The 19373-nt window shown below is 69.7% G+C and carries 20 protein-coding genes; 9 read left to right on the plus strand and 11 right to left on the minus strand.

Annotation, left to right across the window (positions count from 1 at the left end):
• Nucleotides 1-21 precede the first annotated feature (21 nt).
• The 5 genes from LX14_RS04930 to LX14_RS04950 all read right to left on the minus strand — a co-directional run bounded on the left by LX14_RS04930 (nucleotide 22) and on the right by LX14_RS04950 (nucleotide 6056).
• Nucleotides 22-801, minus strand: coding sequence for an oxidoreductase (locus tag LX14_RS04930; RefSeq protein ID WP_253646143.1), 780 nt, complete (start codon nucleotides 799-801; stop codon nucleotides 22-24).
• Nucleotides 802-822: 21 nt separating this feature from the next.
• The gene (locus tag LX14_RS04935) at nucleotides 823-2493 is read right to left on the minus strand and encodes a dipeptide ABC transporter ATP-binding protein (RefSeq protein WP_253646144.1); all 1671 of its coding nucleotides are present in this window, start codon (nucleotides 2491-2493) and stop codon (nucleotides 823-825) included.
• Nucleotides 2490-3467, minus strand: coding sequence for an ABC transporter permease (locus LX14_RS04940; protein WP_253646145.1), 978 nt, complete (start codon nucleotides 3465-3467; stop codon nucleotides 2490-2492). The genes LX14_RS04935 and LX14_RS04940 overlap by 4 nt, the downstream gene beginning before the upstream one ends.
• Nucleotides 3460-4386 (minus strand): ABC transporter permease, encoded by a 927-nt coding sequence (locus LX14_RS04945; RefSeq protein ID WP_253646146.1) that lies wholly within the window; start codon nucleotides 4384-4386, stop codon nucleotides 3460-3462. The genes LX14_RS04940 and LX14_RS04945 overlap by 8 nt, the downstream gene beginning before the upstream one ends.
• Before the next feature lie 77 nt (nucleotides 4387-4463).
• Entirely contained in the window at nucleotides 4464-6056 is a 1593-nt protein-coding gene (locus LX14_RS04950) for a peptide ABC transporter substrate-binding protein (RefSeq protein ID WP_253646147.1), read from the minus strand.
• Nucleotides 6057-6352: 296 nt separating this feature from the next.
• Between LX14_RS04950 and acs the strand changes: the two genes are divergently transcribed.
• From acs to nhaA, 5 genes are all read left to right on the plus strand, one after another.
• Entirely contained in the window at nucleotides 6353-8329 is a 1977-nt protein-coding gene (gene acs, locus LX14_RS04955; protein WP_253646148.1) for an acetate--CoA ligase, read from the plus strand.
• A 65-nt stretch (nucleotides 8330-8394) separates the two neighbouring features.
• Entirely contained in the window at nucleotides 8395-8772 is a 378-nt protein-coding gene (locus LX14_RS04960; RefSeq protein WP_253647891.1) for an ArsR/SmtB family transcription factor, read from the plus strand.
• Complete coding sequence (arsB, locus tag LX14_RS04965) at nucleotides 8769-9833, plus strand: ACR3 family arsenite efflux transporter (RefSeq protein ID WP_308214071.1); 1065 nt, start codon at nucleotides 8769-8771, stop codon at nucleotides 9831-9833. Before LX14_RS04960 ends, arsB begins: the two co-directional genes overlap by 4 nt.
• Complete coding sequence (locus LX14_RS04970; RefSeq protein ID WP_253646149.1) at nucleotides 9826-10239, plus strand: arsenate-mycothiol transferase ArsC; 414 nt, start codon at nucleotides 9826-9828, stop codon at nucleotides 10237-10239. Before arsB ends, LX14_RS04970 begins: the two co-directional genes overlap by 8 nt.
• A gap of 88 nt (nucleotides 10240-10327) precedes the next feature.
• The gene (gene nhaA / locus LX14_RS04975) at nucleotides 10328-11518 is read left to right on the plus strand and encodes a Na+/H+ antiporter NhaA (RefSeq protein ID WP_253647893.1); all 1191 of its coding nucleotides are present in this window, start codon (nucleotides 10328-10330) and stop codon (nucleotides 11516-11518) included.
• Nucleotides 11519-11529: 11 nt separating this feature from the next.
• Here the strand turns inward: nhaA and LX14_RS04980 are convergent, their stop codons facing one another.
• Nucleotides 11530-12036: an SRPBCC family protein gene (locus LX14_RS04980; protein WP_253646150.1), complete on the minus strand. Its 507-nt coding sequence runs from the start codon at nucleotides 12034-12036 to the stop codon at nucleotides 11530-11532.
• A gap of 9 nt (nucleotides 12037-12045) precedes the next feature.
• Entirely contained in the window at nucleotides 12046-13281 is a 1236-nt protein-coding gene (locus LX14_RS04985) for a benzoate/H(+) symporter BenE family transporter (RefSeq protein WP_253646151.1), read from the minus strand.
• 61 nt (nucleotides 13282-13342) lie between these two features.
• On the opposite strand from LX14_RS04985, the gene LX14_RS04990 reads away from it, so the two are divergent.
• The 3 genes from LX14_RS04990 to LX14_RS05000 are packed head-to-tail and all read left to right on the plus strand — an operon-like array spanning nucleotide 13343 to nucleotide 15459.
• The gene (locus LX14_RS04990) at nucleotides 13343-13921 is read left to right on the plus strand and encodes a helix-turn-helix domain-containing protein (RefSeq protein ID WP_253646152.1); all 579 of its coding nucleotides are present in this window, start codon (nucleotides 13343-13345) and stop codon (nucleotides 13919-13921) included.
• Nucleotides 13922-13977: 56 nt separating this feature from the next.
• Nucleotides 13978-14493 carry a phage holin family protein gene (locus LX14_RS04995; RefSeq protein WP_253646153.1) on the plus strand — a complete coding sequence of 172 codons (516 nt, stop codon included), beginning with the start codon at nucleotides 13978-13980 and terminating at the stop codon, nucleotides 14491-14493.
• Nucleotides 14494-14520: 27 nt separating this feature from the next.
• Nucleotides 14521-15459 carry an alpha/beta fold hydrolase gene (locus LX14_RS05000; protein ID WP_253646154.1) on the plus strand — a complete coding sequence of 313 codons (939 nt, stop codon included), beginning with the start codon at nucleotides 14521-14523 and terminating at the stop codon, nucleotides 15457-15459.
• A 3-nt stretch (nucleotides 15460-15462) separates the two neighbouring features.
• On the opposite strand, the gene LX14_RS05005 is transcribed toward LX14_RS05000, so the two are convergent.
• Genes LX14_RS05005 through nth form a run of 4 tightly spaced genes read right to left on the minus strand, consistent with a single transcriptional unit; the run spans nucleotide 15463 to nucleotide 18792 of the window.
• Complete coding sequence (locus tag LX14_RS05005) at nucleotides 15463-16659, minus strand: MarP family serine protease (protein ID WP_253646155.1); 1197 nt, start codon at nucleotides 16657-16659, stop codon at nucleotides 15463-15465.
• Complete coding sequence (locus tag LX14_RS05010; protein WP_253646156.1) at nucleotides 16656-17423, minus strand: NUDIX hydrolase; 768 nt, start codon at nucleotides 17421-17423, stop codon at nucleotides 16656-16658. Before LX14_RS05010 ends, LX14_RS05005 begins: the two co-directional genes overlap by 4 nt.
• Nucleotides 17420-18106, minus strand: a complete 687-nt coding sequence (locus LX14_RS05015; RefSeq protein WP_253646157.1) for a TlpA family protein disulfide reductase — start codon at nucleotides 18104-18106, stop codon at nucleotides 17420-17422. Before LX14_RS05015 ends, LX14_RS05010 begins: the two co-directional genes overlap by 4 nt.
• A 5-nt stretch (nucleotides 18107-18111) precedes the next feature.
• Nucleotides 18112-18792 (minus strand): endonuclease III, encoded by a 681-nt coding sequence (gene nth / locus LX14_RS05020; protein WP_253647894.1) that lies wholly within the window; start codon nucleotides 18790-18792, stop codon nucleotides 18112-18114.
• Nucleotides 18793-19030: 238 nt separating this feature from the next.
• Here nth and LX14_RS05025 point away from each other — a divergent pair, with 238 nt between their 5' ends.
• Nucleotides 19031-19315 (plus strand): hypothetical protein, encoded by a 285-nt coding sequence (locus LX14_RS05025; RefSeq protein WP_253646158.1) that lies wholly within the window; start codon nucleotides 19031-19033, stop codon nucleotides 19313-19315.
• The last annotated feature ends 58 nt before the right edge of the window (nucleotides 19316-19373 follow it).

A 19373-nucleotide genomic window follows, 5' to 3' on the forward strand; every position in this document is an offset into this window, starting at 1 on the left:
CCTCGTGGTCCGCAGCCGACGTCAGCGGCGGGCGTCCGCGATCGAACGTGCCTCCGCCGCACCGGCTTCGAGCGCCTCGATGTGCAGGACGATCCACGCCGCGACCCCCTCCGCCGTCCCCGTCGCGAAGCCCTCGGCCGCTGTGCGATAGGCGTCAGCCTTGCGCAGCCAGGTCACCTCGGGGACCCCGAGGCTGTGCGGGTCCAGGCCGGCGGCTGCGGCTGCCAATCGCGCCGCCGCCCGGGCGACCAGACCGTTCGCGACACCGAACGGCGCCATCGCCGCCAGCTCTCCGTGGACGACCGCGGTGAGGACAGGTGCCGGCACCGACGTCCCGCCGGTCACGAGACCCGCCAGCAGGTCGAGCCGATGGGACACCTCGGGGTCCACGCGGGGGCGACCGAGCTGGTCGGCGTCGTCGACGATGTCGGCCGCGGCCAGCAGGTGCAGCCGCGCCAACGCCTGCAGGGGCGCGCGGGTCCACACCGTCGTCAGCGACTCGAGGGACTCCCCCGTCAACGCGAGGTTCACGCGCAGCGCCCCGGACACCACGGGATCGACGACCTCGTCGTCGCGACGCAGGGAGACCGACGACCCCTCGATCGCCGCCGACGACTGCGCCGCGCGCCACGAAGCCTCCACCGAGCTGTCGAGCCATCCGCGCAGGTTGACGGGGTGCCGATGCACGGCGGCCAGCGCATCACGGGCGGCGTCCGCGGCAGCCGCCACACCGGGCAGCCCCACCAGGGGCGCCAACGGGTCCGCGTTCTGGGGATCCGTGGTCGAACGATCGGGGCTCACGTCGCCAACCCTAGTGACGCGTCATCGCAGCAGCGCGGCACCCGGGATGGCGTCGAGGAGAGTGCGTGTGTACTCCTGCTGCGGTGCGTCGAACACGGCGTCCGTCGTGTTGTGTTCGACCACCCGACCCTGCTCCATCACCACGACGTCGTCGGCTATCTGCCGGACCACCGCGAGGTCATGGGTGATGAACAGATAGGTCAGTCCCAGCTCGGCCTGCAGCTGGTTCAGCAACTCGAGGATCTGCGCCTGCACCAGCACGTCGAGCGCGGACACCGCCTCGTCGCAGACCACCAGTTCGGGGTCGAGTGCGAGCGCCCGGGCGATCGCGACGCGCTGTCGCTGACCGCCGGACAGCTCGTTCGGGAAACGCTTCATCACCGACGACGGCAGCGCCACCTTGTCCAGCAGGTCCCGGACACGCGCCTCCCGCTCCTTCGCCGACCCGATCTTGTGGATCCGCAGGGGCTCCTCGACGACGCGATAGATCGAGAAGAGCGGGTCGATCGACCCGTACGGGTTCTGGAAGATCGGCTGCACCCGCCGACGGAACGCGGATGCGTCGCGGCGGGCTAACTCGCGGACGTCGCGACCGTCGAAGGCCACCGAGCCGCTGGTGGGTTCCAGCAGACCGAGCACCATCTGCGCCACCGTCGACTTGCCCGACCCGGACTCGCCGACGATCGCGGTGGTGGTGCCGCGGCGGATGGAGAAGGAGACGTCGTCGACCGCGGTCAACTGCGACGACTTCCACGGCGCGCCACCGCGGATCGAGAACACCTTGGTGAGGTTATCGACCGCGACGATGTCGGTGGGGGCGTCCGCGGGGGCCGACTCCTCGGCGATCTCGGCGGCCTGCTCGACGATCTCGGCGCGCTCGGCGCTCACGGACCGTCGTGTCGACGCCAGCGACGGAGCGGAGGCGATGAGACGTTTCGTGTACTCGTGCTGCGGATCCCGCAGGATGTCCAGCGCGGGACCGCTCTCCACCACGCGTCCGCGGTACATCACGACCAGATGCGACGCACGCTCGGCGGCGAGCCCGAGGTCGTGGGTGATGAGCAGGACGGCGGTGCCCAGGTCCCGGGTCAACCCGTCGAGGTGGTCGAGGATCTGTCGCTGGACGGTCACGTCGAGCGCGGACGTCGGCTCGTCGGCGACGAGCAGCTTCGGCCGACACGCCAGCCCGATCGCGATGAGCGCGCGCTGCCGCATACCGCCGGAGAACTCGTGCGGGAACTGGTTCATGCGCTTCTCGGCGTCCCGCATACCGGCCTCGGTGAGCAGCTCGGCCGCTCGCTTCTTCGCCGCCGCGCCCTTGGCCACGTTGTTGGCCTCGAGCGCCTCCCGCACCTGGAACCCGATGCGCCACAGTGGGTTGAGGTTGCTCATCGGGTCCTGCGGGACGAGTCCGATCGCACTGCCGCGCAACGAGTCGACCTGCTTGCGCGACGCGGTGGTGAGCTCGGTGCCGTCGAAGACGATGCTGCCGGCGGTGACCCGACCGGTGCCCGGCAGGAGGTTGAGCACGGCGTTCGCCGTCGTCGTCTTGCCCGAACCCGACTCGCCGACGATCGCGACGGTCTGGCCCGGGTAGATGGTGAGGTCGACGCCGGAGACGGCCTCCGTGGTGCCGAAGGAGACGGCGAGATCACGGACGGACAGGATCGGTTCCGGGGTGCTCGCGCTCATCGGGTTCGGGCCTTCGGGTCGAGGGCGTCGCGCAGCGCGTCGCCCATCATGATGAACGCCAGGACCGTCAACGCCAGCGCCACGGCCGGATACAGCAGGATCGGGTTGCCCGAGCGCAGCAGGTTCTGGCCCGCGGCGATGTCGATGCCCCAGGAGACGCTCGTCGCGGGGAGCCCGATGCCGAGGTACGACAGCGTCGCCTCGGTCACGATGAACACACCCAGGCTGATCGTGCAGATGACGATGATCGGGCCGAGCGCGTTGGGCACCACGTGGGCGACGATGATGCGGAGTCGGGAGGCGCCCAACGCCTTCGAGGCGGTGATGAACTCCTCGTTGCGGATCGAGATCGTCGCGCCGCGGGCGATGCGGGCGACCTGGGGCCACCCGAACACGGCGAGGATGGTGACCACCGTCCACACGCTGCGTTGGGCGAACATCTGCATGATGACGATCGCCGCGAGGATGAGCGGCAGGGCGAAGAAGACGTCGGTGATGCGCGAGATCAGGACGTCGAGCCAGCCGCCGATGAACCCGGCCAGGACGCCGAAGACGGTGCCGATGACGAACACGATGAGGGTCGTCACGACACCCACCACCACCGACGCCCGGGCACCGTAGATCGTGCGGGCGTAGATGTCGCAGCCCTGCAGATCGGTGCCGAACCAGTGAGCGCCGGAGGGCTTCTGCAGGCTCAGCGACCCCAGACACTGCCGCGGGTCCTGGTGTGCGAACAGCCCCGGGAACAGGCTGACCACGATGACCAGCAGGATCATGAGCGCGGAGATGATGAAGAGCGGACGGCGGCGCAGGTTGACCCACGCGCCCTTCCAGAACCCTGCCGACGACCCGGACTCGTCGACGACGTCGACGGCGAGGACCTCGGCCTCCGACGCCCCGGCGACGAACCGGTCCTGGTGCGGATAGATGGTGGGGACGCCCGGTCGCGGCGCGTCGGGATCGTGCTCAGGCATAACGGATCCTCGGATCGATGAGGGCGTAGAGCAGGTCCACCACCAGATTGGCGATGAGGTAGATCAGGACGAGCACGGTGACGATGGAGACCACCGTCGGTGCCTCGCCGATCTGGACGCTGCGGAAGACGGTCTGGCCGATGCCGTTGATGTTGAAGATGCCCTCGGTGACGACGGCGCCGGCCATCAACGCCCCGAGGTCCGCTCCGAGGAACGTCACCACGGGGATCAGCGAGTTGCGCAGGATGTGCACGGTGACCACGCGGGGCCGTCCGAGCCCCTTCGCCGTCGCCGTGCGGACGTGATCCGCCCCGGCGACCTCCGCGACGGAGTTGCGGGTGAGCCGCAGGATGTAGGCGATCGACACCAGCGCCAACACGAACGCCGGCAGCAGCAGGTTCTGGACGGAGGTGTTCGCCCCCACGGTCACCGGCGCGACGCCCCACTTCACCCCGAGGACGAACTGGGCGAGGAAGCCGAGCACGAAGATCGGGATCGCGATGACGATGAGGCTCGTGACGAGGACCGTCGAGTCGAACCACCCGCCGCGACGCAGACCGGCGATCACACCGATCGCGATGCCCAGGACGGCCTCGATGAGCAGCGCCATCACCGCGAGCTTGATGGTGGTGGGGAACGTCTGCTGCATCACGTCGAGCACCGGTCGGCCCGAGAACGACTGGCCGAAGTCGAACGTGAAGATGCCCTTGAGGTAGATCCAGTACTGCTGGAAGAAGCTGTCGTTGAGGTGGAACTGCTCCCGGATCTGTTCGCGCACAGCGGGGGTCAGCGGTCGCCCGCCGCCCAGCGCGGCTGTCGGGTCACCCGGCAGCTTGTAGACCATGAAGTAGAGGAGCAGCGTCGCACCGAAGAAGACGGGGATCAGCTGCAGGATCCGCCGGACGGTGTACCAGACCATGATCGGTCACTTCCTTCGCACACACCTGCATCCTCCCGCCCCGGGCGGACCCGGGGCGGGAGGACGTCGGTGGATCGTCAGCTCTTGGTGATGTTCTCGAAGTCCGCGAGACCCGACCAGGTCATCGGCGCGTTGACGCCGACGCCCTCGCCGCCGTTGGCGACGTAGTCCCACATCGGGATCGCGGGCAGGTCGTTGAGCAGGATGGACTGCGCCTGACCGGTGAGCTGGTAGGAGGCCTCGTTGCTCGACGCCGCCTCGGACTCACGCAGCTTGGCGTCGAACGCGGGGTTCGAGTAGTCGGTGTCGTTCGACCCTGCACCGGTCACGAAGATCGGCTCGAGGAACTCCAACATCGACGGGTAGTCACCCTGCCACCCCGCACGGAACGCCGACTTGATGGTGCGGGCGTTGATCTGCTGACGCAGCTGCGAGAACGTCGCGACGGCCTGCGGCTGCGCGTCGATCTTCAGCACGTTCTTGATGCTGTTGGCCGTCGCCTCGATCCACTCCTTGTGGCCGCCGTCGTAGTTCGACGCCAGGACGAACGACCCGCTCCACGGGGAGATGGCGTTCGCCTGGTTCCACAGCTGGACCGCCTTCGTCGGGTTGTAGTCCAGGTTCGACGCGTTCGGCAGGTCACCGTTGTACCCGGGCAGTGTCTTCGCGGTGAAGTCCCGGGACGGGTTGCGCGACCCGGCGAAGATGTTCTGGGTGATCTGCTTGCGGTCGATCGCCATCGAGATGGCCTGACGACGCAGGACACCCTCCTGGCCGGAGAAGTGCGGCAGCGAGTACGGGATGTCCACGGTCTGGTTCTGCGCGGTCGGCTTGGTGATCGCGCGATCGCCGAGGTCCTGCTTGTAGGTGCGCAGCGCCGAGACCGGGATGGTGTCGAGGAAGTCGAGGTTGCCCGACTGCAGGTCGCTGTAGGCCGAGTCGAAGTCGAGGTAGAACTTGAACACGAGGCCCTTGTTCTTGGCCTTGTTGTCCCCCGGGTACTGGTCGTTGGGGACCAGCGTCGCCTGGACGTTGTGCTGCCAGCTCTGCAGCTTGTACGGGCCGTTGCCGACCGGGTTCTCGCCGAAGGCCTTGATGTCCTTGAACGCGACGTCGGGCAGCGGCTTGAACGGCGTGAAACCGAGGCCGAGCTTGAAGTCGATCGCCGGGTTCTTGAGCGCGACGGTGAATGTGTAGTCGTCGACGACCTTCAGTCCCGACATCGTCTTCGCGGTGGGCTTCTCCGCGGACACGGCGTCGTAGCCCTCGATGGGGGCGAAGAAGCTCTGCTGCTTCTGGGCGTTCGGGGTGTAGGCGCCGAAGTTCCAGGCGTCGACGAAGTTGTGGGCCTTCACCTCGGTGCCGTCGGTGAACTTCCACCCCTTCTTGATGGTGATGGTGTAGTTCTTGTTGTCCGTCGTCTGCAGGTTGTCGACCATGGCGGGCTTCGGATTGCCGTCGGCGTCGTAGTAGTACAGACCGGTGAACAGGCGGTCGACGATGCGTCCGCCGCCGTTCTCGTTCGTCGTGGTGGTGATCAAGCCCGTCTCGGGCTCGCTACCGTTCACGGTCACCATCGAGCTGTCCGACGACGAGCCGCCACACGCCGCGAGCACGCCCGCGCTGATGACCACTGCGCCGGCGACCGCTGCCAGCCTCTTGAATCTCACCTGAGTTGATCTCTCTTCTCGACCGCACGTGGGTGCCCGGGTTCCGGCCACCGGTTCTCGTCCATCTCGCGTGCACCTGGTGGACGCACGGCGGTCACGGACCCGGCAGACGATACCCAGGCAAACGACAGGTCGTCTCGGTGAGTGGGAAAACAGGTGGCGCACGTTACCGCTGGCTACGCGGCAATCGGACCTATCGGACAGCACGGGGTCCGAGGGCGCCTGCAACGCGATCCCAACGTGACTACCCTCACGATGACCGCGAACTCGCGACGACGGAGAGGTGTCACCACATCATGTCCAGCGCCACAGGCCAGTCCGGATCGGAATCGGCCACGGCCGACCACCCGAAGGACTACCCGCCGCCCGCCGAGTTCGCCTCGGCAGCGGTGGCCACCGCCGATCTCTACGACGAGGCCGACGCGGACCGGTTGGCGTTCTGGGCGAAGCAGGCGCGCGCGCTGCGGTGGGACACCGATTTCACCGACACCCTCGACTGGTCGGACGCCCCGTTCGCGAAGTGGTTCGTCGGCGGGACGCTCAACGTCGCCGCGAACTGCATCGACCGCCACGTCGACGCCGGCAACGGCGACCGTGTCGCCATCCACTGGGTCGGCGAGCCCGGCGACACCCGCGACCTCACCTACTCCGACCTGCTGGCCGAGGTCAGCAAGGCCGCCAACTACCTGACCGAGCTCGGGCTGCAGGCCGGTGACCGCGTCGCGATCTACATGCCGATGGTCCCCGAGGCGATCGTCGCGATCCTCGCGTGCGCACGCCTGGGACTTCCGCACTCGGTGGTGTTCGCCGGCTTCTCCGCCACTGCGTTGCGCTCCCGGGTCGACGACGCTCAGGCCAAGCTGGTCATCACCACCGACGGCCAGTTCCGACGCGGCAAGCCCGCGCCGCTGAAGGCGTCCGTGGACGAGGCGTTGGGCACCGGCGACGACGCCGCGCCGTCGGTGGAGCACGTCCTGGTCGTCAAGCGCACCGACCACGACCCCGATCTGAACTGGGTGCAGGGTCGTGACCTGTGGTGGCACGAGACAGTCGGGCAGGCGTCGGACACCCACGCGTACACCGCGTTCGACTCCGAGCACCCGCTCTTCCTGCTGTACACCTCCGGCACCACGGGCAAGCCCAAGGGCATCCTGCACACCTCCGGCGGCTACCTGACCCAGATCGCCTACACCTTCAAGAACGTCTTCGACCACAAGCCGGAGACCGACGTCTTCTGGTGCGGCGCCGACATCGGCTGGGTGACCGGGCACAGCTATCTCGTCTACGGCCCGCTGTCGAACGGCGCCACCGAGGTCGTCTACGAGGGCACCCCGAACTCCCCGAACGAGCACCGGCACTTCGAGATCATCGAGAAGTACAAGGTCACGACCTACTACATCGCGCCCACGCTGATCCGCACGTTCATGAAGTGGGGCCGCGAGATCCCCGACGCCCACGATCTGTCCTCGCTGCGACTGCTCGGCAGCGTCGGCGAACCGATCAACCCCGAGGCGTGGCGGTGGTACCGCAGCGTCCTCGGCGCCGACCGCTGCCCCATCGTCGACACCTGGTGGCAGACCGAGACCGGCGCGATGATGATCGCCCCGCTCCCCGGCGTCACCCACACCAAGCCCGGGTCCGCGATGCGCCCGCTGCCCGGGATCAGCGCGAAGATCGTCGACGACGACGCCAACCCCGTCGCCGCCGGCGAGCAGGGCTACCTCGTGCTCGACCAGCCGTGGCCGGCGATGCTGCGCGGCGTGTGGGGCGACGACGACCGCTTCCGCGACACCTACTGGTCGCGGTTCGCCGAGCAGGGCTGGTACTTCGCCGGTGACGGCGCCCGGTACGACGAGGACGGCGCCCTCTGGGTGCTCGGTCGCATCGACGACGTGATGAACGTGTCCGGCCACCGCATCTCCACCTCCGAGGTCGAGTCGGCTCTGGTCGGGCACTCCGGTGTCGCCGAAGCGGCGGTCATCGGCGCCGCCGACGAGACCACCGGCCAGGGGATCGTCGCGTTCGTCATCCTGCGCAGCGGCATCGCCGACCGCGGCGACGAACTCATCGACGAGCTCAAGGCCCATGTGTCCAAGGACATCTCGCCGATCGCCAAGCCGCGCGAGATCTACGTGGTCCCTGAGCTGCCGAAGACCCGCAGCGGCAAGATCATGCGCCGACTCCTCAAGGACGTCGCCGAGGGCCGCGAACTCGGCGACACCTCCACCCTCGTCGACCCCACCGTCTTCGAGAACATCCGCAAGAAGAACTAGCGCGCCCGGCCATCGCCCGCGCGGTTGCGCCCTAGATCGACAAACGTCAATATAGACGCGTGTCGATACACGGGACCGCCGCGCAACCGCCCGACCCGTGTTGCTCGCCCCTGGTCGCCGAGCCGCTGGGCGCCGACGACGCGGACGGGCTCGCCCGGATGTTCAAGGCACTCGGCGACCCGGTGCGGCTGAGGATGCTCAGCCTCGTGGCGAGCCACGCCACCGGCGAGGCCTGCGTCTGCGACATCACCGACTCGTTCGAGCTGTCGCAACCCACCATCTCCCATCACCTCAAGGTGCTGCGGGAGGCGGGACTGCTCGAATGCGAACGTCGCGGCACGTGGGTCTACCACCGCATCGTTCCCGCTGCGCTGGAACAACTCTCGACCGTGCTCGGTGCCGTCGATCCCGCCGCGGCCGGGATGACGGCGGTGCGGGCGTGAGTACCACCACCGACGCCCCGGCCGTCGTCGGCAAGCTCTCGACCCTCGACCGTTTCCTCCCGGTCTGGATCGGCGTCGCGATGGTCGCGGGCCTCCTGCTCGGGCGCGGCATCCCCGGATTGAACGATGCGTTGTCGTCGATCTCGGTCGACGGCGTCTCCCTGCCGATCGCGATCGGCCTGTTGATCATGATGTACCCGGTGCTGGCGAAGGTCCGCTACGACCGCCTCGACACGGTGACCGGCGACAAGAAGTTGCTGCTCGGGTCGCTGGCGCTGAACTGGATCCTGGGGCCTGCGGTGATGTTCGCGCTGGCCTGGCTGTTCCTGCCCGACCTGCCCGAATATCGCACCGGACTGATCATCGTCGGGCTGGCCCGTTGCATCGCGATGGTCGTCATCTGGAACGACCTCGCCTGCGGCGACCGCGAGGCCGCGGCGGTGCTCGTCGCGATCAACTCGGTGTTCCAGGTCCTCATGTTCGCGGTCCTGGGCTGGTTCTACCTGTCGGTGCTGCCCGGCTGGCTGGGCCTGGAACAGACCACCATCTCCACCTCGCCGTGGCAGATCGCGAAGTCGGTCCTGATCTTCCTCGGCATCCCCCTGGTGGCGGGATTCCTCTCGCGTGTTCTCGGCGAGAAGGCCAAGGGCCGCACCTGGTACGAATCGAGATTCATTCCGCGCATCGGCCCGTGGGCGCTCTACGGACTGTTGTTCACCATCGTCATCCTGTTCGCCCTGCAGGGCGATCAGATCACCTCCCGCCCGCTCGACGTCGTCCGGATCGCCCTGCCGCTGCTGGTGTACTTCGCGGTGATGTGGGGCGGCGGGTACGCGCTCGGCGCCGCGATGGGTCTCGGGTACGAACGCACCACAACGCTCGCGTTCACCGCGGCGGGCAACAACTTCGAACTCGCCATCGCCGTGGCCATCGCCACCTACGGCGCAACCTCGGGTCAGGCCCTCGCCGGTGTCGTCGGCCCCCTCATCGAGGTACCGGTCCTGGTGGGGCTGGTCTACGTGTCACTCGCGCTACGACAGCGATTCGCCGTCCATGCCTGACATCCCCAGCGTCCTGTTCGTGTGTGTGAAGAACGGCGGCAAGTCGCAGATGGCGGCCGGCCTCATGCGCGCGCTCGCCGGTGACACCGTCGAGGTGCACTCCGCAGGCACGAAACCCGGTTCGACGATCAACGCACAATCGGCCGCGTCGCTGCTCGAAGTGGGCGTCGACATCAGCGCCGAGCACACCAAGCCCGTCGACCCGGACCTGATGGCGCGCATGGACCACGTCATCACCCTGGGCCGCGAGGCCACCGTCGAGCAGGTCGCCGGACCGCGATACGAGAACTGGGACACCGACGAACCGTCGACCCGAGGCATCGAGGGAATGGAACGGATGCGGCTCGTGCGCGACGACATCGCCGCGCGGGTCCGCGAGCTCCACTCTCGCCTCGCGTCGCGGTAAAGTCGTAGCCGGTGCGCCGGGAAGTCTGGTCGGCAAGTTCTGCTGCCGACCCCGCGACACGAAGGACCCCGTCATCGACGCGCCGAAGCTGTCACCACCGTCCCCGAGCGACTTCGCGCGGTACCTGCGCACCGAGACCTTCGGCGGCATGGTTCTTCTCGGCGCCGCGGCCGTCGCACTGCTGTGGGTGAACTCGCCGTGGGGTGATGTCTACCTGTCGCTGCGGGACGCCCACGTGGGCCCCGACGTCCTCGGCCTCCACCTCAGCGTCGGCCACTGGGCGCAGGACGCCCTGCTCGCGGTCTTCTTCTTCGTCGCCGGCCTGGAGCTGAAACGCGAGATCGTCCTCGGCGAGCTGTCGAGCCTCAGACAGGCGACGCTCCCGATCGCCGCGGCGGTCGGCGGCGTGGTGGTCCCCATCGTGATCTGCCTCGCCATCGGTTGGGGCACATCGGGAATCGAGAGGGCCTGGGCGATCCCCGCAGCCACCGACATCGCCTTCGCACTCGGCATCCTCGCGCTGGTGGGTTCGCAGATCCCCTCGAGCGCGCGCGTGTTCCTGCTCGCCCTCGCCGTCGTCGACGACCTCATCGCCATCGCCATCATCGCCATCGTCTTCACCGAGTCGCTGAACTTCCTCGCGGCCGGCGTGGCCGTCGCAGCACTGGCGTCGTACTGGCTCTGCCAGCGGCAGCGTGTCACCAGTCCAGTCGTCTACGTCCCGCTGGCGGTGATTACCTGGGTGGCGGTGTACGACGCCGGGATCCACGCGACCATCGCCGGTGTCGCACTCGGCCTGCTCACGCGCGTGCGCCCCGACCCGGACGAGGACCACGCTCCCGGTGCCCGGCTCGAACATCGGATACAGCCGATCTCCGCCGCGATCTGCGTGCCGATCTTCGCGCTCTTCGCCGCGGGTGTCCCCGTCAACCCGTCGGTGGCGGGTGAGCTGTTCAGCGACCGCATCGCCCTCGGGATCATGGTGGGCCTCGTGGTCGGCAAGACCGTGGGCATCTTCGGCGTGAGCTGGGTGCTCATCCGCCTCGGCTGGGTGACCAAACCCGCGGGTTTCTTCCCGCGGGACATGCTCGCGGTGGCCATCCTCGGCGGCATCGGGTTCACCGTCAGCCTGCTGATCGCCGAACTCGCCCTACCGCCGGAGGAGGCCGAGTTGGCCAAGGCCGCAGTGCTTCTCAGCTCGATGGCCGCCTCGCTGATCGGTGCGGCGGCCCTGATCAGACGGGGCCGGGTCCACACCCGACTGCTCGACGAGGACTAGACCGCCCGGGATCAGGCGAGCGTCGCGAAGTGCTTCACGGTGTCGGTGCGGAACGTGCTCAGCGCGGGCTTGCTGACGACCGACAGACCCGGCAGCTTGGCGAGCGGACCCGCGGGCTCGATCGCGAACGCCCACGTCAGCCGCGATCCGAGTCCGGCGGGGACGACCTCGGTCAGTTCGCCGAAGCGGCGCAGTCCGGGGACGTTCGCGGAGACGACGGTGAACGCGTTGCGGTAGGTGCCGGCCTCGGCGTCGGCCTCCCACACGAAGAATCGCTCGTCGATCTTCACGAGTCCGGGCGCGAGTTCGGCGGTGCGGGTGGTGCCCACGCCGTGTGGCTCGGGCGAGGTGAACGTGACCTTCTTGATCATCCGGCACCAGTCGAGGGTGTTCTGCCGCGTCAATTCGGCCCACGCGACATCGGGCGTCACCGGGAGATCGACGGTGAACCGGTAGGTCACCGGCGCACGGTGGAAGAAGGTCAGGTCGTCGATCGGGAGCAGCGCATGGTCGGCCATCGCGCGAGCCTAGCCCGCACCGGTCCCGGCATCCTCGTCCACGCCTGACCGTCGGGGTCGCAGGACCAGCAGGACGCCGATCCCGACCACCAGAGCCCAGAAGGCCGCGCCGACACCGAGGAACGCCGCGCCGGACGCCGCGGTCAGCACGGTCGCCACCGCAGCGATGGTCTCGTGTGGGCGCGCCGAGGAGGAGTCCGCATCCGGGCCGACCGCGGCGGTCAGTGCGCCTCCCAGGGTCCCGAGGAGCGCGACGCCGGCGACGGCCTGCACCACACCGTCCGGCGCCAGGGCCACGAGGGTGGCCGCCGCGGCGGATGCCGCCCCCAGGGCGAGGTAGACCCCGCCCGCGGTCACCGAGGCGATCCACCGTCGTGACCGGTCGGGGTGGACGTCGGGACCCGCCGCCAGCGCCGCGGAGATCGCCGCGAGGTTCAGCGCGTGCACCCCGACCGCCGCGCCGAGAACCGTCGCACCCCCGGTGACGGCCATCGACGACCGCCACGGCACCCGGTAGCCGAACGCCCGCATGATCGCGACGCCCGGGATGTTCTGCGCCGCCATCGTCGCGACGAACAGGGGGACCGCGAGGCCGGTGATCGCGGCGAGCGACCACGCAGGCGCAGTGAACTCGAGGCGGGGGACGAGTGCGCCCGCGTCGATGGTCGTTCCGGTGCGCACGATCTCGACGCCGACGACGACGGCCGCGACGAGGAACGCTGTCGGGACCGCCCACCGCGGCGCAAATCGGCTGAGCAGGAGCCAGACCGCGAGCACGGGCGCGACCGAGGCGGGGTGGTGGGCGAGAGCGGTCACCGGGGCGAGACACAGCGGCACCAGGACGCCGGCGAGCATCGCCTGCGCGATCCTCGTCGGGATCGCCCGGACCAGCGCGGCGAGAGCCGGCACGAAACCGGTCGCGGCCAGCAGCACACCGCACACCGCGAAGGCGCCGACGGCCATCGGCCACCCGCCGGCCGCTCCCCCGGCGCCGGCGAGCACGGCCGCCCCCGGGGTGGACCAGGCGAACGCCAGCGGCATCCGGTACCGCAGACCCATCGCGATCATGATCACGCCCTGCAGCACGCACGCCGCCACGAGGCCCGACGCCGCCTGGGCGGGCGTCGCACCCACCGCACGCAACCCGGTGAGCACCACGGCGAAGGAACTGGTGAACCCGACGAGCGCGCACACCACGCCCGCCGACACCGCCCCCGCCGTCCGGGTCCGTCCTGTCGTCGTCACGGCTCCACTGTTCTGTTTGCGGAACGTTCTGTCAACAGAACGCTTGTGGCACGCTGGTGCCGTGGACGACGACATCGCACGACCAGCCGCCGACGTGGGTCGTCGCGTCCGCGAGCTGCGTGTCGACCGTGGGCTGAGCCTGTCGGAACTGGCCCGGCGGGCCGGGATCGGGAAAGGGTCGCTGTCCGAGATCGAGGCGGGCCGACGCAACCCCACCATCGAGACGCTCTATGCCCTGTGCGGACCGATGTCGGTGCCGATGACCGCGCTCGTGGGCGATGAGCCTGCTCCGCCCGGGCACCATCCACGCACCCGCGGCGGCGGGATGACGTCGGTGACGCTCGACGTCCGCCATCTCGCCGACCACACCGTCGAGGTGTTCCGACTCGAGTTCGAGCCCGGCGCCGACCACACCTCACCCGCCCACGGGCCGGGCGTCGTCGAGCACCTCACCGTCGTCGCGGGGACCGTGTCCGCAGGCCCGACAGGCCGCCTCACGACGGTCCCGGCGGGGTCGTCGACGTCGTTTCGCAGCGATTCGACCCATCGCTATCGCGCCGGCGACGACCCCGCCGAGGCGGTCCTGGTGATCCTCACCCCCGCCGACGCCGAACCGCCCCCGCCGGGCATGGCACGATGAGACCGACCGACAGGCGGGAGCCCGCCCGTCACGAGCGACACCGATGGACGACATCGATGAAGGGATCCCCCGTGAGCCTGGACGACCGTGCCCCGATTGCCGGCGATCGAGCTGTCTCCTCGATCCCCCTGACCGATCCGCACGACCCCGCCACGCAGTCGATCGGTGGCCTGGTCAAGGACGCGACGGCGCACATGTCGACGCTGCTGCGCGCCGAGGTGGAGCTGGCCAAGGCCGAGGTCGTCGGCGAGGCCAAGAAGGCCGCCATCGGCGGCGTGCTGTTCCTGGTGGCCGGGGCGATCGCCCTCTACTCGAGCTTTTTCTTCTTCTTCTTCCTCGCCGAGCTGCTCGACGAGTGGCTCCCCCGCTGGGCGGCCTTCGGCATCGTGTTCCTGATCCTGGTGGTCATCACCGTGATCGCGGGCATCGTCGGGTTCATCTTCTTCAAGCGCATCCGCGGGCCGAAGAAGACCATCGAGACGGTGAAGGCCGTCCCGTCGGTCATCCCCGGCACCGGCAAGGGTGCCCCGGTGGACCTGCCCGGTGGGACGGGCGTCGCGCCGCGTCGCTGACGTCACGCGCGCTCTCGATCTGACACCATGCCACCGCCCGACCCGTCGACCGTCCGGTTCGAGGGGCCGTGGACGCACCTCGACGTCCGCGCGAACGGCATCCGGTTCCACGCCGTCGAATGCGGTCCACCTCGCCTCGACCGACCGCTGGTGTTGCTGCTGCACGGTTTCGGGGAGTTCTGGTGGAGCTGGCGTCACCAACTGGCCGACCTCGACGCCGCCGGATATCGAGCTGTCGCCGTGGACCTGCGCGGCTACGGGGACACCGACAAGCCGCCGCGCGGCTATGACGGCTGGACTCTCGCCGGTGACACGAACGCACTGATCCGCTCGTTGGGGCACACACACGCCTCGCTCGTCGGTCACGCCGACGGTGGACTGGTCTGCTGGGCGACAGCGACCCTGCATCCCCGCGCCGTCGACTCCATCGCGACGGTCGCCTCACCGCACCCGCGGGCCCTGCGTCGCGCGGTCATCCGGGACCGCGCGCAGCGATCCGCGTTCCTCGGCGACTTCCTGGGCAACCAGCTGCCGCGGAGGGCGGAGAAGACCCTCACCCGCGACGACGGCGCGTTCATCGCCCGGATGTTCGTCGAGCGGGCCGGCGCCGCCTGGCGCCGCACCGAGGACTTCGCGACCACGGTCGGACACAACCGGTCCGCCATCCAGATCCCCGGCGCCGCGCACTGCAGCCTGGAGTACCGGCGCTGGGCGTTCCGCTCCCAGTTCCGGCGGGACGGGGCGACGTTCCTGCACCTGATGAACAGACGCCTGACGGTCCCTGTGCTCGAGATGCGGGGACAGGACGACCACTACATCGGCGCCGACACCGTGGCCGCGGGTCGCTACTACGCCACCCGGTTCGCCTATGCCGAGATCCCCGACGCCGCCCACTTCGCGCACCAGGAGAACCCGACGCGCAGCACGGAGCTGCTCACCGAGCATCTGGCCGGCGTCGACCGCTGACGGTCAGGAGTGCACGCAGGACTGCGTGTCGACCGCCTCGGTGAGGTTCTCCGACCGGGCGAGGTCGTCGGAGACCTGCTTGGCGGTCAGCACGAACCCGGTCTCGGTGGTGGTGTCCTCGGCGGCGCCGAACACGACCCCCAGCACGCGGCCGTCGCTGTCGATGAGCGGCCCGCCGGAGTTGCCCTGCCGGATGGACCCGCGCACGGTGTACACCTCGCGACGGACCTGGCTGTCGCGGTAGATGTCGGGCCCCGACAGGTCGACGACCTCACGGATCCGCTCGGGACTCGCGGTGTACGGGCCGGCTTCCGGGTATCCGAGCGCGATCGCGTCGTCGCCGGTGGACGCCGGCCGGTCGGCGAACCGCAGCGCGGGGGCCGTGAGCCCCGGGACGTCGAGGATCGCGATGTCGGTCGACGGGTCGAACAGGACGACGGTCGCGTCGAGCGTCCCGTCCTGCGACTCCACGCGCAGGGTCCGGGTGCCGGCGACGACGTGGGCGTTGGTCATCACCCGCTCGGGGGACACGACGAACCCGCTGCCCTCCAGCGCCTGGTTGCAGCTCGGCGCGACGCCCTCGATCTTCACCACGCTCGGACGGACCGACGCGACGACGGGGAGACCACCCAACCCGGTGTCCGGTGGGTCGACAGAGACGATCGGCGTGCGGCCGAACGGACCGATGACCTGCGGCAGGCCGGAGTCGTCGAGAAGGGCGCTGAAGTCGCTGGGCAGGTCACGCATCCACTGGGGTGCGACGTCGTCGACACCGCCGAGGACCTGTGATCCCCGCACCGCCGACGCGATGGTCGGTTCCGCCGAGCTGCTCACCGGGATGGCCAGCAGCCACGCCGCGATGAGCACGGCGACGGCCTGCAGGACCGACCCGACCACGCTGTCGACGCGGCGCACGCCCACCGACCGGATCACGCTGCGTGCGGCGCGGCCCAGGATCATCCCCGCGGCCTCACCGATCAGCACGAGCACCACCAGCAGCGCGACGCCGACGAGCAGACGCCACCGGCGGTCGTCGATGTGCCCGATCACCGTGGGCGCGAGCATGATCCCCGCGACGGCGCCGAGCACGACACCGACGAACGCGAGTCCCGACGCCACCGCCCCCTGGCGATACCCGGATCCGGCGGCGAGCAGCGCGATCACCACGACGACGATGTCGACCCAGGTGGACCCACTCATCGCTGCCCCGCCTTCGCCAGTTCGTCGTTCAGATCACGGATGTCGTCGGTGTCCCAGGGCCGGGCCCACCCGGCGGCGTCGAACACCGCGGCGAGAAGGCCTCCGGTGAACCCCCAGACGAGCATCCCCTCGACCGCGAACGCCGGTCCGCGATAGACCCGCCCGCCCATGACCGAGCGCTGCACCTGGAAACGGTTCGCCGGGTCGACGAGGTTCGCGATAGGGACGCGGACCACCCGGGACGTCTCACCCGTGTCGACGACGCGGACGGGCGTCGGCTGCGCCGACCATGCGAGCACGGGGATGACGTCGAAGCCCGACGGCGGGACCGGGAACGAGCGGAGGCGGGCGATCGGCGTGACGTCGGCCGCGGCGAGACCGGTCTCCTCGGTCGCCTCCCGCAGCGCGGTGCCGACGGGATAGTCGTCACCCGGGTCGCGGGCGCCGCCGGGGAAGGCGACCTGACCGGCGTGGTTGCGCAGGGTCGTGGCCCGCGCGGTGAGCAGCACGGTGGCCTCGGGCGGCGGCGTGGTGTCGGGACCGTCGGGGCCGGCGACGGCGATCAGCACCGCTGCCGAGCGGCGGTTCGGCTTGAGCGCGGCCAGCAGACGGGTGCGGTCGCCACCGCGGTTCTCCACGGCGGAGGTCACCGCGTCCACGTCGGCGGCGAGCGGGCGCAGCCACGCCGGGATGGTCTCCAGCGGGACGAGCGGCCCGGGCGGGACCGACGGTTCGGGGTCGGTGTCCGAGGATCGGCCGCTCACACGCGCACGCCGAGGTAGCGGTCGACGGCGTCGGCGACGGACTGTTCGTCGGTGAAGACCGTCGGCAACACCTTGGCGACGGTGCCGTCGGCGCGGACGAGGACCGAGACCGGGTACACGCGGGGGATGCCGAGGGCGGCGGCGATCCGCGACTGCGAGTCGACGACGGAGGGCAACCGGACACCGATCTCGGTGAGGAGGCCGAGCGCGAGCACCGGGTTCTCCGACCCCTCCTTGGCCTGCACGGCGAGCACGTCGACGGCGGCCCGGGCGCGGTTCGCGAACGCCTCGACGGTCGGGAGCTCGCGGCGGCACGGCAGACACCACGGCGCCCAGAAGTTGATCAGCAGCGGTTGGCCCGCGGTCGCGGCACCGAGGTCCACGTCGCCCGGTGCGCCCAGGCACGGGACGGTCACACCTCGCAGCGCCGACGACGCCGGCGCGGGTCCGGTAGCCGTCGGGCACGGCGCCAGCCCGGCTCGCGACCGGGCCTCGTCGAGATCCGCCGGGGTGACCGATGCCGTCGCGCCCGGGATCGGACCGGCGGTCTGTGCCGAGCCACCCGAGTCGAGCACAGTGTCGCCGCCGCCGCGGGGCCAGATCGCGACGATCAGGGCCACGACCACGACGAGCAGCACGACGCCCCAGCGTGCGGACGCAGGGATGCGCGAGAGTCGGTTCATGGGCGTCACAGCCCGGCCAGCGAGAGCAGATGCTCGGTCTCGGGGCCCTTCACCAGCGCGGCCGCCACCTGTGGATCGGTGGGACCCTCCCCGAACGACGGGCAGTCCGCGGCGAGGACGCAGACACCGCAGGCGGGCTTCTTCGCGTGGCACACGCGGCGTCCGTGAAAGATCACGCGGTGCGACAGGTCGGTCCAGGCCTTGCGCTCGATGAGCTCGCCGACGGCGTGTTCCACCTTGACCGGGTCGGTCTCCTCGGTCCACCGCCACCGGCGGACCAGCCGGCCGAAGTGCGTGTCGACGGTGATGCCCGGCACCCCGAATGCGTTGCCCAGCACGACGTTCGCGGTCTTGCGACCGAATCCCGGCAGCGTGACCAGATCCTCGAGTCGACCGGGGACCTCACCGTCGAACCGTTCGAGAAGCGCCTGCGCGAGCCCCATGATCGACGTCGCCTTGTTGCGGTAGAAGCCCGTGCTGCGGATCAGTTCCTCGAGCTCGGTCCGGTCGGCGGAGGCATAGGCCTGCGCGTCGGGGTACCGACGGAACAGTGCCGGGGTGACCATGTTGACGCGGACATCGGTGCACTGTGCGGACAGGATCGTCGCCACCGACAGCTCCAGCGGCGTCGTGAAGTCGAGTTCGCAGTACACGTGGGGGAACGCCACCTGCAGGGTGCGGTCCATTCGTCGTGCGCGGCGCACCAGCCCGGTGCGGGTCTCGGTCCCGCGCTCCGCCGCGGTCCTGCGACGAGGTCGCGTACCGCTCGCTGACGCGGGAACAGCGGCGTCCGGTTCGTTCACGCAGGCAAGACTACTGAGGCCCCCTGAAGGGCTCTTCAGGAGCGCCGCGCGAGGTAACACTTGTGTTCCGACCCCGGTCGTCGTTGCCCTGTCGAGACCTGCGGTGTGTTTACTGCAAGCCATGCACGGACTGGCCGTACTGCTCTTCCCGGCGGTGCTCATGCTGTTCGCACTCGCCATGGAACGCATGGAGAACGAGGTCGACGACCACAGCGTGCACCGCGAGGAGGTCGAGGACTTCCTCGCCTCCGCCGCACTGCCCGACGCGACCGCGCTCCCGTCCTCGACGCCCGCCGATCACCCCCGCGACCACGACGATCTCGCCCACCGGCGCGACACCATCGAGTTCGACCTGCCGAGCGAGTTCCAGCAGGGTCTCGGCACCCGGACGCATCGCGCGGGCTGAGGCTCCGCGCGCCGCCCCACACCCACCGCAGCGGGTTCACCGCCTATGCGCGGTGGAT

The organism is Williamsia deligens, from assembly GCF_024171765.1.
In the GTDB taxonomy this organism is placed as follows: Bacteria; Actinomycetota; Actinomycetes; order Mycobacteriales; family Mycobacteriaceae; genus Williamsia_A; species Williamsia_A deligens.

Bases quoted from the DNA above. Each gene is read 5' to 3' on its own strand.
- nth (WP_253647894.1), bottom strand. From the start codon at position 18,792: ATGGACCGCACCCTGCAGGTGGCGTTCCCCCACGTGTACTGCGAACTC.
- LX14_RS04945 (WP_253646146.1), bottom strand. From the start codon at position 4,386: ATGGTCTGGTACACCGTCCGGCGGATCCTGCAGCTGATCCCCGTCTTC.
- LX14_RS05015 (WP_253646157.1), bottom strand. From the start codon at position 18,106: ATGAACCGACTCTCGCGCATCCCTGCGTCCGCACGCTGGGGCGTCGTG.
- LX14_RS05025 (WP_253646158.1), top strand. From the start codon at position 19,031: ATGCACGGACTGGCCGTACTGCTCTTCCCGGCGGTGCTCATGCTGTTC.
- LX14_RS04995 (WP_253646153.1), top strand. From the start codon at position 13,978: ATGAAGGGATCCCCCGTGAGCCTGGACGACCGTGCCCCGATTGCCGGC.
- LX14_RS04935 (WP_253646144.1), bottom strand. From the start codon at position 2,493: ATGAGCGCGAGCACCCCGGAACCGATCCTGTCCGTCCGTGATCTCGCC.
- LX14_RS04940 (WP_253646145.1), bottom strand. From the start codon at position 3,467: ATGCCTGAGCACGATCCCGACGCGCCGCGACCGGGCGTCCCCACCATC.
- LX14_RS05000 (WP_253646154.1), top strand. From the start codon at position 14,521: ATGCCACCGCCCGACCCGTCGACCGTCCGGTTCGAGGGGCCGTGGACG.
- acs (WP_253646148.1), top strand. From the start codon at position 6,353: ATGTCCAGCGCCACAGGCCAGTCCGGATCGGAATCGGCCACGGCCGAC.
- LX14_RS04980 (WP_253646150.1), bottom strand. From the start codon at position 12,036: ATGGCCGACCATGCGCTGCTCCCGATCGACGACCTGACCTTCTTCCAC.
- LX14_RS04970 (WP_253646149.1), top strand. From the start codon at position 9,826: ATGCCTGACATCCCCAGCGTCCTGTTCGTGTGTGTGAAGAACGGCGGC.
- LX14_RS05005 (WP_253646155.1), bottom strand. From the start codon at position 16,659: ATGAGTGGGTCCACCTGGGTCGACATCGTCGTCGTGGTGATCGCGCTG.